This is a genomic window from Oscillatoria nigro-viridis PCC 7112 (assembly GCF_000317475.1).
GTDB classification, from domain to species: domain Bacteria; phylum Cyanobacteriota; class Cyanobacteriia; order Cyanobacteriales; family Microcoleaceae; genus Microcoleus; species Microcoleus nigroviridis.
Window position 1 is genome coordinate 2907587 of the sequence record NC_019729.1, and the last position, 14159, is coordinate 2921745.

Sequence of the window (14159 nt, forward strand, 5' to 3'; positions counted from 1 at the left end):
TTCAATTACCAATTCCCGATGCCCGATGCCCAATTCCCAATTCCCAATTCCCAAATTATGAATTTTATTGAAAGCGTAAAAATGGCAGGTCAAACGCTGCTAGCAAACAAAACTCGCAGCAGTTTAACAATGATCGGGATGATTGTCGGCAATGCCTCAGTAATTGCCATGATTGGAATTGGAGAAGGAGCTCAAAAATTTGTAGCAGGACAAGTTCAATCCCTGGGTACAAACGTATTAATCGTGAGGCCGGGAGTTCCCAACGCTAGGCGAAGTACCATATCAAGTGCGCCTCAAACACTGATAGTAGAAGATGCAAAGGCGATCGCAACTCAAGTCCCCTCCGTTCAAGGCGTGTCAGCAGAACTTAACAGTTCCGAAATAGTTCGCTACAGCAACAAAAATGTCTCATCTCTAATTTTTGGCACGATTCCAGAATTTCTAGAAGTCAGAAGCTTTGAAATGGCAAAAGGGCGGTTTTTGACCGAACTAGATGTTAAGCAAAGTAACCAAGTTGTGGTTCTCGGTTCAGAATTGGCCGAGAAACTTTTTGGCAATACAAATCCCTTGGGCGAACAAGTGCGGATCAAAAATGTCAGCGTCAAAGTAATTGGAGTATTGGCGCCCAAAGGCACATCTTTTGGTACGAATTACGATAACTCGGCGGCTGTGCCGATCGCCACAATGGCCAATCGCATAGTCGGGCGCAAATCTCCCTACGGTTTGGCTGTCACGTCGATATTTATTTCGATTAAAGATGAATCGCAAATGGACGCGGCGCAATTTCAGGTGGAAAACCTGCTGAGATTGCGGCACAAAGTTACCACCGAAGATGACTTTACAGTGAGAAATCAGAAGGATTTAATGGCAACAATGGGTGCGATTTCTGGGGCTCTAACACTTATGTTAACTGCTGTTGCCAGCATTTCCCTATTAGTCGGCGGCATTGGCATTATGAACATTATGCTTGTGTCCGTTAGCGAACGCACTCAGGAAATTGGGCTCAGAAAGGCGATCGGCGCATCTCAACAAGATATCTTATTTCAATTTATTGTCGAAGCAGTAATTTTATCAGCCGCCGGAGGGATAGTCGGTACTTGCGTAGGTATTGGCGGTATCTTACTTGTAGGTAGTTTCACGCCCTTACAAGCTGGAATATCACCAGTGGCGATCGTCCTTGCTGTCAGTGTATCCGGTGCAGTCGGCCTCTTCTTCGGCGTTGTTCCCGCCCGCCAAGCCGCCAAACTCGACCCGATCGCAGCTTTGAGAAGTGCTTAATAAATATCTACTTATTCAGTTACACAATCCGCACCTTTTATGCTGGTAAAAATTATATTGCTCTCCAGATAAAAAACAACTGTTTTTTTATAAAAAATTAACAACCTTGCAGTATTCAATGCAGTTTCAATGTCTGTATTTTTACGCAGATTAAAAGCGCAAAACTTCATTAAAAGCTCGTTAAATATTAGATAAAGCTTAATTTTGGCATTTACTTATCAACCAGAAAGTTTAATACTATTAAATCAGGGGTAAACACACCTAAGCATCTACAGACGATACGAACCTTTGCCCTTTAATCAAAATATCCAATAAATCAACATGGCATCCCTGACTCCTAGTCCTCAATTTGACTATCTCGAAGGAACCACCCAAGCAGACAAATTTAACGGCTTGGATGGCAACGACATAATTTATGCCAAAAGCGGAGATGACTATCTCGAAGGCGATGCAGGTAAAGACAAAATCTGCGGCGACCAAGGCAACGATACGATTGTTGGCGGAGACGACGACGACATCCTCTGGGGAGGCAAAGGCAGCGACCTAATTGCCGGCGATTCCGGCAACGATCTCATCTATGCGGGCGCAGGTAGCGATACCGTGAGCGGCGGCACAGGCGATGATATATTTGCCATTGCTAAAGGCAGCGGTGGCCCAACTGTAGCCACAGCCGACTACATCGCCGACTTCGGCAACGGCAATGACAAAATTCGATTGCTCGACGGTCTCACCTTTGAAGATTTAAACATCCAACCAGGCACGAACCCCAACAGCACCGTAATTCAAGACAAACTTACCGGGGAGTATTTAGCAGTATTGCAAGGAGTCAACAGCGACACCATCAACCGCAACAACTTCACAACTCAGATATCAGGAAACGCTGTCCTAGACTGGAATACAACCTTACTTGATGCCGTGCGGACAGCCAGCACTGCGCCTCCGCTAGCCTCCCGCAACATGGCAATGGTTCACGCAGCCATTTACGACTCTGTTAATTCTATTAGCAAAAAATACAGCCCTTACCGCGTCAGCATAGATGCACCAGCAGGGGCATCAGAAGAAGCAGCCACAGCAGCCGCAGCCCACCGCACCCTAGTCAGCCTCTACCCGGCACAAGCAGGTAAATTCGACGCAGCATTGCAATCATCTCTAGCAAAAATTCCCGACGGCAAAGCAAAACAAGACGGCATCGCCCTCGGACAGCAAGTTGCCGACCAAATTATCAGTTTGCGGAGTACAGATGGCATCACGAAAGTAGTGCAGTACACCCCCAAAACCGAACCCGGTAGTTGGGTGCCGACTCCCCCTGCCCTTGCGGCCGCGCTGGCGCCACAGTGGGGAGAAGTTACTCCTTTTGCGATGACTAGCGGTTCTCAGTTTCGCCCGTCGGGCCCGCCCGCCCTTGACAGCGCCAAGTACGCAGAGGAAGTTAACTACGTCAAAGAAATCGGCAAAAGTGACAGCCTCACGCGCACCCCAGACCAAACAGCCATCGCCAAATTCTGGGCCAACGGCGCAGGTACGTTTACCCCTCCGGGCCACTGGAACCAAATCGCCCAAGATGCCTCGGCCCTGGCAGGTAACTCCCTGGAAGATAACGCCCGCTTGTTCGCCCTGCTGAATATTGCCGAAGCCGATGCAGCTATTAGCTGCTGGGATGCTAAGTTCCAGTACAACTCCTGGCGGCCGGTGACAGCTATTCGCCAAGCGGACACGGACAACAACCCGAACACGACAGCCGACCCCCAGTGGACGCCGCTGCTAACTACTCCCCCTTTCCCTGAGTACACGTCGGGTCACAGTACCTTTAGCGGTGCGGCAGATGCCGTTATGAGTTCTGTATTTGGTTCGGATTTTGGCTTTGGGGACAAGGGAGATCCATCTGTCAACACTTTGCGAACCTACGAGAACTTCACCGAAGCGGCCGACGAATCGGGCATGAGTCGCCTTTACGGAGGCATCCATTTCATGAGTGCTAATCTAAACGGCTTGAGTGCGGGTAGAAATGTGGGGAACTATGTTGTCCAGAATTTCTTAGTGTAAGAAAGTCGGGGGGGGTTTACAAGATTATGGGTTTGAGTTTACATCTTTCACAATTTTCAAGAACGGGCTCTGGGGCCCGTTCCACAAAACTCAATTTTATTGCGGAATGGGCCGGAGAGCCCGTTCCGCAAGCTGCCTGTTCCACAAGAAATCAACTCTTTGTGGAACAGGCCGGAAAGCCTGTTGCTAATTATTCGAGCAATTCTACAGTGCCTAGATACCCGTCTACTCGGACTTTTTGACCGTCTCGCAAGCGAGTTGTAGCTTCAGAAATATTCATAACTGCGGGAATTTTGTACTCGCGAGCGATGATTGCTCCGTGAGATAGTTGGCCGCCAACTTCGGCGATAATTGCTGTTGCTCCTAATAGCAGCGGTGCCCAACCTGCATCGGTGTAAGGAACTACTGCGATCGCATTTTCTCCTAAATCCGCGCTCGCGGTGCGGCAAATCTTGACAAAGCCTTCGACACGACCGATACTTGCGGGAATTCCCTGGAGGATATTAGTTGCAGATGTTGCGGAGTCGATCGCCCTTGTCTGAGAATTTGGCAGCAAATTGCCGTAGACTACAGGGGGAATCTGGCGATCGCGATCGGCTGCCAGGCGATCGCGCCTTTGGCTAATTGTATCCTGAAAAGAAACACTCGCGCCGCTGCGAATCCACTGCTGAATTTCCCCAAATTCCAGATAAAAAATATCCCCGCTTTCCTGAAACACCTGCATTGCCAATCCGCAAGCTTCTATCTCCAAAAAAGTCCAGCGCAGGTGAGCCAACAACCGCGCGTAAATTTCGCTAATTTCGTTTTTGACAATCGCTCTTTCTTGACATTTATCTAATCGCGAATTCTGCGAAAAATTCAATTTTTTTGCACGCTTTTCAACTAAATTAGTTTCGGCTTTTTGAGCCATAGTTATTAGCAATTTTTGATAAATTTCCGGCTGTTCTCGCCAAGTAGGAACAGCGATATCGGTTCCCACCTCGCTCAAATATCCGTAAGTATCAAGCCACTTTTCAAATTCTGCTTGTAAAGCCGGACTTTCAGCAAATGTCTGTGCTAAATGTGCCACTGAAACAGTTTCGTCAGGCTGCGAAACAGCAGCTTGCCGCAATTTCTGAGCCAACTGCTGTAAAACTCGCACCGAAGCAATTTCAGGAGCGCTATCATTCTCCAGCCAGTCATCGTCAACTCGAAAAATTGCCTTGCGAATAGCCAGCCCGATCGGCCCTAATATATTGTAGTAAGTAATCGGTTTCAGCCACTCCTGAATTTGCTCCGCTCTCTCCAACAATTCCGTTAAATATTGATGATCGGGCATCGGGCATTGGGCATTGGGCATTGGTAATTGGTAATTCTGCAAACTTTGCAGTGCCGGGAGGAAAATAGAAGTACGATCGCCATTAAATTCTGCATTGAGCGCCCTCTCCCGCTGCACCAGACGCCACAAACCAGGCAAATTGGGCAAAATCTTCCCCAAAGGCGGCTTGCCCATTTTTTGCCCTCTCAGCAAAAATTCCAAACCCTGCTCCGGCAATCCCATCATCCGAAAGATTTCGCCCAACAAAGTCGCATTAAAATAGGCGTGAGAACCCAGCAAAGTTGCAGTTTCGTTAAAATTTAAGCCGATCGCGCGATCGCCCAAAACCACCTTGAATATTTCTCCCCAAACCCCACAAGTCAGCGGCCGGTTAATCGACCAAGTTAGCGGGCGGATTGCACCGGGAATCACTTCTGCTGCAATAGTGCGCGTCCAAAAAGGCTGCAAATTAGTAATTGGGCGGCTTTGCAAAATCCAAACTTTTTCCCCGTCCCAACTCCACTCAATATCCTGGGGAACTCCGTGAAAAAATGCTTCAATTGCTTGCGCTTGTTTCACCAATTCTGCTATAATATATTGAGGAATTATTGAATTACTTTGAAGTTCATTTAATTGTTTTTCTAATAATTCAGGTTTACTAAAATCAATTTCTAAGTGAACCGGAGTACATTGTCCGCCGACAACAGCTTCGGCTCCTCCCGGTAAAGCTTCTATAATTACCTGGGAACCACCATCTAAAGGATTGCGACTGAACATGACTCCCGCAATTTGGCTGTCAATATAAGGCTGAATTAATACAGCCATTTGGGTATCGGGCAATTGTCGCTGTCGGCGGTAAGCCACAGCTTCGGCAGTCCAATAAGACTGGCGGCAGCGATTAATGCCGTCGAGCAATTCTGATTTAGTTGAAACAGGCCCAATGGTTTGATATTGTCCGGCGGCGGAACTGGTATTGCCATCTTCTCCCGCAGCAGAAGAACGCACAATCATTCGATTTTGGATTTGGGATTTTAGAGTTTGAATGACTGCATTGGGAATTGACGACAATTCATCGCTATTTCCTCGATGCCCGATGCCCGATGCCCGATGCCCGATGCGCGCTTCTTGTGATAATATCCAACCAGCAGGTACGTTAAAACCTGCGCGTTTCAGTTGAGACAATTTAGCAGCTTTATCGCCGCAGATTGCCGCATCTAACGAGTCATCAAGAGAAAACAATTGCTCTGATTTAGATAAAGCCATATCATCACCCTGAATGAAATTAATTGCTGCTAACAAAACAGCTAATCCTGCTGCTGCTAAAAATTCGGGGATTGATTGTCGCCACACCCAAACCCAAATTGGCGTACACAGACATCCGCAACGGGAAGCAAATAGTCTCGCCCGATCGCCCTCACCCCACCACCGCTGTGCCAAACCCCACACCAGCAGCCCCCAAATGCCCGATGAAACAGCCACCGGCGGCGAAAAGACCAAAAGACCCCAAACAGCGTTTGTCACCCCTCCACCTCGGGCGATCGCATATCTGCCCGCAACTAGCGGAATTAACAGCGCGATCGCGATCTCCGGTGCATCCGGGAACCAAAATCGCCCCGCCAACACCGGCACCATACCCCTGGCAATTTCCGCCAACACCGCAGCAATTCCCGCTAATTTCCCCCCGTGAATGAAAGCAGCCGACACGCCCACATTCCCCGTACCCAGCGCCCTCAAATCTCGGCGGGCAAACACTCGCACCGCCCATCCCGTTAGCGGTAAAGCACCCAGGCTGAAACTAGCAGCCAACAGCAATGCTATTGTCCCCAACGGCATAAAATCAGCTCTCCTATTTTCAACCTCTAACCATTATCACGGCAATTCTCTCACTTTTTCTGTCTTCAGATATATCAACAAAACGGCATTAGCACTTAAGATAATATAAAAGTAGAGCAGATAAGGATTTAACTATCATGACAGATGTCAGCTTGACGACCCCAATATTAGTTCTTGTGGCTGGCTTTATTGCCGCAGTTACGATCGGCTCGATCGCCTGGTACAATTCCAAGCGTCCCCCCGGTTGGGAATCCAAAGAACGCCCTGATTTTGTACCGAAAGTTGACAAAGACGATTTGATTGCTGATGTTTCTGACTCGAAACGTAAATAAAACAAAGTTTCTTTAGAGAAATAAAAGCAGGACTTGTGCATTAATGAGAAAACTCGGTCATTGCGAGTTGGTAATTGCCAGCAGTCGCGGCAATTTCAATGGTTCGCTTTTCCATGTTTTGCACAAGTCCTAGAAATTTCAAATCTCAATCTACAATCTACAATTAAGGTGCGCCCCTAAGCACCCCACATATACAGGAATAAGGCTAAAAAGTAGTTTTAGACGATAGATACATATAGCGCAAGGTGCGCCCAGTGCAGCTACAGATGCTGGGTCTAAGACTGATATAGAAGTTCTGGGTAAGTCTTGTGAATATTGTGTAGGGACTATTCAGAAAAAGCCCCTACAAATTGGCTATACCGCGCCAGTTCTGCTTGCTTATTTTTGCAGCGGATTCAGTTTCGTAACCGAGCTTTCCTTGGCATCTTCAGCGCTATCTTTGAGGAAACCAGAAGCATCCTTAAAGGCGGCGCCTACTCTCTCTAAAATATTGGCATCGGGATCGCTGCGATCGAATATCGGTTGATCCTTAGCCGGCTGTCCGTCTGGCGCTTCTAACAGAGTTTTATCTCCGCCGAGTGCGGGGTCAAACTTGTCAGTTTCCATCGGTGCAGAACCCGGATCAAGCAGCTTTGGATCGCGAATTAAATAACTTACAATTTTAATTGTTATGGTGGGATGGGCCGATTCCGCCCGTCCAAAAAGGGCGGGCTATAAGAGCCCACCCCACTTTCAAGAGTGTAAGTTATTTAATTCTCATTCCTTTGAGGAATTAGATTCAGCGGTAGTCGAGGCCAGAAGACGATCGCCTGCGATCGACAAATCAGCCCGATTCTTTTCTGCTTTAGCAGGCGATTGATTGACTTTAGGGTCAGTAGACATTTGATAATTCGTGTATCCATCTCCACCGGCCTTGTGGGGGTTATTCATTCCTCCCATTTGAACGGGAGGATTCTCAGGCCGAGCACCTCGAACATCGCCCGAATTGCAAGCGGTACTGGTAAACAGCAGCACACCTGCCATAAATACAGTCAAAAATTGAGTCAAAAATCGACCGATACGCAGTCTTTTAAAAAAAGCAGTTACAGTGTTCACAAAATTTTTCCAAATTTTTACTACTACTTATAAACAGTAAAAATAAACTCCCCATACCTACCTCTAACTGCGGTGATACTTTGCCGCATATTGCTATCTATTTTTCTCTAACTTTAGAGGGATTTAAAAAGTGCGATCGCCTTCGAGAGATTATTTTTGGTAGGACTAACACGCCGGTCTCTATAAACCCGTTTTTTTACCCGGATTTCTAGAGAAATTTCGGTTGAGAAACTCGCGTATCCGACGGAGAAGAAAAGGGCGGAGGTACTTTCAAAGCGCAGTCTTCGGGTGCGTTCCAATAATTGCTTGATGACAAAAGCTTTTCTGTTTTTGACCGCGCCCAAAAACGGATACTTGCGAACGACTACTGGCGTGGAAATATAAAAACTTTAGACTCAGGTTCAAGATCCCAGATTCATCTGGAGAGTAAATCTAAAATCTAAAATCTAAAATCTAAAATCAATTGACCTACCCTACCAGCTACTAAGGATCGTCAATTAAATAATTTCCCTTTTTTCTTCTGGGACGGGCGGGACGCCCATCCCACAACAGTCATGAAAAGTGGACTTTATTTAATTCTCATACCTAACCTCAGAACGCTACTGCTAATCAGGGAATTTTTCGACTTTCGCTTCAGCTTGCAAAGTCAGCAAACCAGCTTCCACATTTAGCTGCTGAATTCGCAGGGACATTCCCTCAAGTTCAAAATTTCGCAAGTTTAAAACTTCACCAGCTTTGTCCGCCAAAGCTTCAGTTAACTCCGGCGAAAATTCCTTGTTTTCGGGATACTCGACATCCTGAAGAGAAATTGCCCAACCGCCCGCTGCGATTTGAGGTTTTGCTGTAAAATAAATCTTTACAGTTGAGGCAGTTTCCTGCACCAATACCTCAGCATTTAAAGCGATTTTTCCGGTTAGCAATTGGCACTCAATAGTTTTAACGTCTATTGTCCGCAGTTGTCCGTCAACAGTAACTTTTAAGTTTTTCAGTTTCCTGCTGATGTATTCGGAATTAAAAGCGCGGTTGATATCGCTTTCTGTTAAAACTGCGCGCGCCCCACCGAAGGCAGGCCCGTTCAGTTCTATTTTGCCAAACATAGCGGTCAGGGGATTGACAGCAATATCCTTGACGTGAATTTGCAATTCTTCCACGCGCAAATCTTGTTGCATTACCAATCCTTTGCCCTCAACGGCAACGGCCTCTACTTCTCCCTGGGCTAGCTGGATCGGATCGGTGTTAACTGTGACAGACAAATTTTCGGATTCGTCTAATTTGCTAGCAATAGCAATCTCGGCTACTTTGTCGATCGCCTGTTCCCCAAAACTTCTATTTTGTTGAAGCACGCTCAGAATTCCTGATAATATCGTTTTCAAAATAGTAGTTAATACCTAAGTTATTTACCGTCTTCCTCTCGGCAGGTTTCTCGTGTGAAAAAAACTCAGCCAAAGACAGAGGGTTTCTAGAAAATTATTCAAATTAATCAGGTACTGTTCGGCGTACTCTACATTGACAATCAAGCATCCAGGATACAAGCCTCCGGATTCATCCGCGGGGTCAGTCGATTTGAGATTTGAGATTTGAGATTTACCCCACAGATAAATCTGGGAGTTTGAACTAGGGTAGAAAATTTTGATCTTTCCACGACAGGAGTACGTGGCACGGTATCCGTTGTTGGGGTGGGTCAATGCTTCAATTCTAAAATCTCAAATCTCAAATCTCAAATCTCAAATCGATTGACTCGGTTGCGAAGCGGTGAAAACTCAAAAACTCGGATTTTTGCCAAAAGTCTTTTCTAGAAGTTCGATCGCCCGCTACAATAAGTAAGAGCAGGCACCGCTTTTTGCAATGAATTCAGAATCAACTCTCGCTAGACTACAAGCTACACTTCCCGACGGAAAACTGCCTTCTAGCTACGGGGTATACTTCAAAAACACCCTAGTAGCCCTGTGTCACGCCCTAGAAGACCACATTTTGCAAACTAGCGGCGGGGACGATATCGAACTCAAACCCCTAGTTTTGGTGACGTTTCAGCAGGGTAAATGGTATTTACAGGAAGCCGATCGCTACCTAGATATTGCTAATGCCTCTCGGCACGTTGTCATCGGTGCGGTAGCCGACAGCGGTTTCGCTACCCACAAAACCGGGCAATTAGAAAATGTATCTTTAATAAATCTCGATGAGAACGACCCCATAATCGAAGAATGGAATTTAATCATTCTCGCCCCGACATACAAAGCCATGGTGCTTTGCCGCGAACTTTCAGCCGAGGAATACTTGCCAGAGGGCAAGCCTGAAGTAGATACAGAACGAAAGTTCTACGGTTTGTGGTCGTTTGACCAGTCTTTGGTTTCGGCTGCAGCAGAAATTTTTATAGAACAGACGCGACATTACAACTCTCCCCTAGCCGACAGTTTGCTGGCAATGTACCGCGACATCCAGGCTACCATTGGCCCGCCCTTGGCAGACATTAGTGGCGTGGTATCGCGGATAGTCACTTACCTGCAAAGTTCTCAGCAGCAAATGGTAGCAATTAACCGCCAAACCCGCGAGTTGTGGGAATTGGAAGGTCAAGCTTTGCGCGTCAGCCGCAATTTGAACGCTAACAAACTTCAAGCTTTTCTGCGGATGGCCCAGCGCGTGGACGAACGCGATACCTCAAATCCTACAGCGTCTTTGCAGGTGGCGGCTTTGTCGGAAACTTTGGGTCAACTGCTGGATTTGCCGGCTTTGCAGTTGCGGAGGCTGCGGCTGGCTGGATTGTTATTTCGAGTCGGCTTAGTTTCGGCCCCGAATGAGGTGTTCGATCGCACTCCCGATGGTTTTGACCCAGCAACTTTCTCATTTTGGCGCGATCGCAGTTTCATTGGTTCCCAACTGCTGCAAGCAATGCCGGAACTAGCACCTGTAGCGGAAATTGTCAAGCACCAACTCGAATATTGGGACGGCAGCGGCAGACCAGACGGTTTGCGAGCCGAAGCGATACCGATTGCTTCGCGGATTTTGGGGTTGGTCGCTGATTTTCAAGAACTGACTCAACCGCGCGGCGATCGTCCGGCTTTGAGTTTGAGCGAAGCTTTGGAACAGTGCCGGGAACTGTCGGGAACTCGCTTCGATCCGGCTTTGGTGGAAACTCTCAGCAACGTCGTCAGACTGGCAGAAATGGGTTTGATGCAGTTACCGAACCGCCCTAGCCAACTGCCTAACGTGTGGTTGGAGGATTTGGGCGATCGAACGACCGCGACCGCTCCGGCATTGTAAATTGACACTCTCCTGGCTAAAGCCGAGGAGATTCTTGATTCGCAGAATCGACTTGCCGGTGCAGAATTACTTCAACATCGGTAGCGGTCAATTCTCCACAAGCGTTCGGATCTAAGATCCAAGTTCCGACGTGCCCCGCCGTACTCAATCCCCGACTCAGGATGTTTTTAGCTGCGTTCCAATCTCTGTCAAGGACAAGCCCACACCGACAAGCGTGGGTTCGCGTTGAGAGACTTTTCTTAACAATTGTTCCGCAACTAGAGCATTCTTGACTTGTTCCGTTAGCTGGCACAGCAATCGTAATTCTTCCGAATACTTTGCCAAAATATTCCAACCAAATTCGGAACATATACCAAGATGCGTCGTTAATCGATTTTGCCAGACAGTGATTCTTCACCATATTTTTAATCCTCAAATCTTCGTAGACTACACAGTCGTTAGACTGGATGACGCATCTTGCCAACTTCACGGCAAAATCTTTACGCTGTCTGCTGATTTTGAGGTGGCGCTTCCCTAGAATCGCTCTAGCTTTTTTTCTGTTTTGCGAACCCTTGACTCGTTTTGAAACTCGTTTTTGGGCTTTCTTCAACCTGCGTTCTCCCTTGCGGAGGAAACGCGGGTTATCGACTGCAATGCCATTTGAGTCAGTGTAAAACTCTTTAAGTCCTACATCTAACCCGATGGCGTTACCCGTGATTTCAATCTTTTCAGAACGGTCAACTTGAATGCAAAACTGGACATAATATCCGTCTGCCCGTCTCACCAAACGTACTCGTTTGATTTGACTGCGCTGAGAGAAATGTAAGTCGCGCGTTCCTTTTAACTTGAGCTTTCCGATTCCTTTTTTATCGGTAAAAGTGATTGATTTCCGGTCGTCTGCCAGACGCCAGCCCGTAGTCTTGTATTCGACGGAGCGGTTGTGTTTCTGGAATTGCGGGAATCCTTTTTTGCCTGGGACTTTCTTTTTGCAGTTGTCGTAGAATCGGGAGATTGCCGACCACGCTCTTTCTGAGCTCGATTGTCGAGCCATGCTGTTCAATTCGTCGCAAAACGGGAATTCCTTAGCTAAAACAGCGCTATACTTGTTCAATGCGTATTTATCAACTTTTTCGTTTTCCATCCAAAACCGCAGTGCTTTGTTTCGGATGAACTGCACTGTTCTAATTGCTTCGTCTACAGCGTCAAATTGCTGCTTTTTACCCGATGCTTTGAACTCAAAAACTAACATGACTTCGACCTCATCACGATAGTCTTATGCTACCAGAGTCGGCTTAACATCCCTCTAGTTGTTCACAAAGATTTACATGGTTTTACTTGACAGCGCCATCCTGAGAGCTCAGAAAATAGACTGGGAGGCTAAAGCCTCCTTACCCCTTTCATCCCCGGACTAAAGTCGCGGGGTTTTCAGGGTATTATTTATAACTGGACTGTTGACTGTTGACAGTTGACAGTTGACAGTTGACAGTTAACCAACAACTGACAACCAACAACTGACTAATGACTAATGACCTCGAAGCCATACGCAAAGGCAAAATTTTGATGTTGGCCGGCACTGATTTAGCCGGCAAAGACTTAGCGGGATCGGATCTCGCCGATGCTAACTTGTCTCAAGCAAACTTGAGTGGAGCTAATCTCGTCGGCGCTAACTTGCAGCGGGCCGTATTGCGAGCCAACCTCCGAGGGGCTGACTTGAGCGGTGCTGACTTGCGAGGCGCAGATTTTCGCAATGCCGATTTGCGGGGAGCTTCCTTCGCTAACGCTTTAGTCCGCGACGCAAGTTTTGGGGGTGCTTTTTTGACGGGGGCATCGATCGGCAATTTGGATTTGAGCGGTGTCGATTTGCGCGGCGCCGATTTGCGGGGCGCTGCTTTGGCTCGGGCAATTTTGCACTCCGCCGATTTGAGCCATGCCAATTTGTCCGGCGCAGATTTGTCAGGAGCTGACTTGGAAGAAGCGATCCTGAATGGAGCCGTACTGCGCGGCGCTAACCTGACGGGGGCTAATTTGCTTTGCGCCACGATCGAACAAACCCTTTGGGATGGAGCGTTGCTCGATCGCGCCTGTCTCCAAGGCACCCCCCTGAGCCTTTAAATTTCAATGTTGTTTTGAAGACCGACAAAAAAACAATATCTGCTTATGAAGTGAATAAGCACAAGCGATTTTTACATTTCTTAATAAAGGGTTATAATGGGGACTGTAGATGAGCAAACGAATAAATGGTAGCAGCTTTGTTTAGCGGTACATCCTTTCAAGGTCAAAGTGGCGATCGCCTTGTTAGTAAAGTAGCAGGAGCTGCGATCGCAGCCTTATTCAAGCGTTCTGAAAAGGCCGAGGCCAACATCCGAGTCGAACCAGTAGCCAAACTCTTGCAGGGAAGCATCGACGGTTTCGACTTCGTTGGCAAAGGTATGTTGATGTACAACGGCCTCCGCATAGAAGTGATGGAACTCTACCTGCAAGCAGTCTCCATAGATTTTGGGGCAATTTTTGCAGGTCAAGTGAAATTGCGCCAGCCTACCCAGGCAAATATGCGAGTAGTCTTAAGTCGATCGGATTTAACCACCTCATTCAATACACCTTTTGTAGTTGAAAAACTCCAGAAGCTGAAGTACCAAGAGCAATCTCTGCACTTTCAAAACACTGAAGTCAGCTTCGGAACCGACAAATCAATTCGGCTTCAGTCCGAAATTACCGTAGGCGATGCCAGCGAACCGGTCAAAATAGATATTACTGCTCAATTGCAAGTAGAAGACAGACGCAAAATCCAATTTGTCAGCGTTACTTACGGCGGTGACGGGCAAGCAGTAGACTTGGGCCAAGCGATCATTGCCCACGTAAATAACTTGCTAGACTTAGACAAATTTGCCTTAGAAGGCACTCAACTGCGAGTAGACCGCTGCCGAGTTCAGAACGACGAGCTGGTTTTCTACGGTTGGGCTGGCATCGAACAGTTCCCCAAAGGCAAGCGCTAAACCTCAGCCTGCTGAGGTTTTCCCAGCCCTCTAGTTCGGAAAAACAGAATT

The 14159-nt window shown here is 47.3% G+C and carries 11 protein-coding genes; 6 read left to right on the forward strand and 5 right to left on the reverse strand.

The window, feature by feature from the left end; all coding sequences use genetic code 11:
• Nucleotides 1-57: 57 nt before the first annotated feature.
• Together OSC7112_RS12320 and OSC7112_RS12325 are read left to right on the forward strand one after the other, a co-directional pair.
• Complete coding sequence (locus OSC7112_RS12320) at nucleotides 58-1278, forward strand: ABC transporter permease (RefSeq protein ID WP_041623061.1); 1221 nt, start codon at nucleotides 58-60, stop codon at nucleotides 1276-1278.
• A gap of 321 nt (nucleotides 1279-1599) precedes the next feature.
• Entirely contained in the window at nucleotides 1600-3321 is a 1722-nt protein-coding gene (locus OSC7112_RS12325; RefSeq protein ID WP_015176210.1) for a M10 family metallopeptidase C-terminal domain-containing protein, read from the forward strand.
• 190 nt (nucleotides 3322-3511) lie between these two features.
• Here the strand turns inward: OSC7112_RS12325 and OSC7112_RS12330 are convergent, their stop codons facing one another.
• Nucleotides 3512-6451, reverse strand: a complete 2940-nt coding sequence (locus tag OSC7112_RS12330) for a glycerol-3-phosphate acyltransferase (RefSeq protein ID WP_015176211.1) — start codon at nucleotides 6449-6451, stop codon at nucleotides 3512-3514.
• A gap of 137 nt (nucleotides 6452-6588) precedes the next feature.
• Between OSC7112_RS12330 and psb35 the strand changes: the two genes are divergently transcribed.
• Entirely contained in the window at nucleotides 6589-6783 is a 195-nt protein-coding gene (gene psb35 / locus OSC7112_RS12335) for a photosystem II assembly protein Psb35 (RefSeq protein WP_015176212.1), read from the forward strand.
• Nucleotides 6784-7161: 378 nt separating this feature from the next.
• Here psb35 and OSC7112_RS12340 read toward each other — a convergent pair whose 3' ends face one another.
• The 3 genes from OSC7112_RS12340 to OSC7112_RS12350 form a co-directional block, all read right to left on the reverse strand.
• Nucleotides 7162-7389 (reverse strand): hypothetical protein, encoded by a 228-nt coding sequence (locus tag OSC7112_RS12340; protein ID WP_190274387.1) that lies wholly within the window; start codon nucleotides 7387-7389, stop codon nucleotides 7162-7164.
• 150 nt (nucleotides 7390-7539) lie between these two features.
• On the reverse strand, nucleotides 7540-7878 hold the full coding sequence (locus OSC7112_RS12345) for a DUF6658 family protein (RefSeq protein WP_190274388.1): 339 nt from the start codon (nucleotides 7876-7878) through the stop codon (nucleotides 7540-7542).
• A gap of 605 nt (nucleotides 7879-8483) precedes the next feature.
• Complete coding sequence (locus tag OSC7112_RS12350) at nucleotides 8484-9251, reverse strand: LmeA family phospholipid-binding protein (protein WP_223300820.1); 768 nt, start codon at nucleotides 9249-9251, stop codon at nucleotides 8484-8486.
• Nucleotides 9252-9723: 472 nt separating this feature from the next.
• On the opposite strand from OSC7112_RS12350, the gene OSC7112_RS12355 reads away from it, so the two are divergent.
• Nucleotides 9724-11136 carry an HD domain-containing phosphohydrolase gene (locus tag OSC7112_RS12355; protein WP_015176214.1) on the forward strand — a complete coding sequence of 471 codons (1413 nt, stop codon included), beginning with the start codon at nucleotides 9724-9726 and terminating at the stop codon, nucleotides 11134-11136.
• A 16-nt stretch (nucleotides 11137-11152) separates the two neighbouring features.
• Here the strand turns inward: OSC7112_RS12355 and OSC7112_RS12360 are convergent, their stop codons facing one another.
• Nucleotides 11153-12364, reverse strand: a complete 1212-nt coding sequence (locus OSC7112_RS12360; RefSeq protein WP_015176215.1) for an RNA-guided endonuclease InsQ/TnpB family protein — start codon at nucleotides 12362-12364, stop codon at nucleotides 11153-11155.
• Between the two features lie 269 nt (nucleotides 12365-12633).
• On the opposite strand from OSC7112_RS12360, the gene OSC7112_RS12365 reads away from it, so the two are divergent.
• Both OSC7112_RS12365 and OSC7112_RS12370 read left to right on the forward strand, forming a co-directional pair.
• Nucleotides 12634-13227, forward strand: a complete 594-nt coding sequence (locus tag OSC7112_RS12365) for a pentapeptide repeat-containing protein (RefSeq protein ID WP_015176216.1) — start codon at nucleotides 12634-12636, stop codon at nucleotides 13225-13227.
• A gap of 125 nt (nucleotides 13228-13352) precedes the next feature.
• Nucleotides 13353-14108 carry an LmeA family phospholipid-binding protein gene (locus tag OSC7112_RS12370; RefSeq protein WP_015176217.1) on the forward strand — a complete coding sequence of 252 codons (756 nt, stop codon included), beginning with the start codon at nucleotides 13353-13355 and terminating at the stop codon, nucleotides 14106-14108.
• The last annotated feature ends 51 nt before the right edge of the window (nucleotides 14109-14159 follow it).

Bases quoted from the DNA above. Each gene is read 5' to 3' on its own strand.
- OSC7112_RS12360 (WP_015176215.1), bottom strand. From the start codon at position 12,364: ATGTTAGTTTTTGAGTTCAAAGCATCGGGTAAAAAGCAGCAATTTGAC.
- OSC7112_RS12370 (WP_015176217.1), top strand. From the start codon at position 13,353: ATGGTAGCAGCTTTGTTTAGCGGTACATCCTTTCAAGGTCAAAGTGGC.
- OSC7112_RS12365 (WP_015176216.1), top strand. From the start codon at position 12,634: ATGACTAATGACCTCGAAGCCATACGCAAAGGCAAAATTTTGATGTTG.
- OSC7112_RS12330 (WP_015176211.1), bottom strand. From the start codon at position 6,451: ATGCCGTTGGGGACAATAGCATTGCTGTTGGCTGCTAGTTTCAGCCTG.
- OSC7112_RS12355 (WP_015176214.1), top strand. From the start codon at position 9,724: ATGAATTCAGAATCAACTCTCGCTAGACTACAAGCTACACTTCCCGAC.
- OSC7112_RS12320 (WP_041623061.1), top strand. From the start codon at position 58: ATGAATTTTATTGAAAGCGTAAAAATGGCAGGTCAAACGCTGCTAGCA.
- OSC7112_RS12340 (WP_190274387.1), bottom strand. From the start codon at position 7,389: ATGGAAACTGACAAGTTTGACCCCGCACTCGGCGGAGATAAAACTCTG.
- psb35 (WP_015176212.1), top strand. From the start codon at position 6,589: ATGACAGATGTCAGCTTGACGACCCCAATATTAGTTCTTGTGGCTGGC.
- OSC7112_RS12325 (WP_015176210.1), top strand. From the start codon at position 1,600: ATGGCATCCCTGACTCCTAGTCCTCAATTTGACTATCTCGAAGGAACC.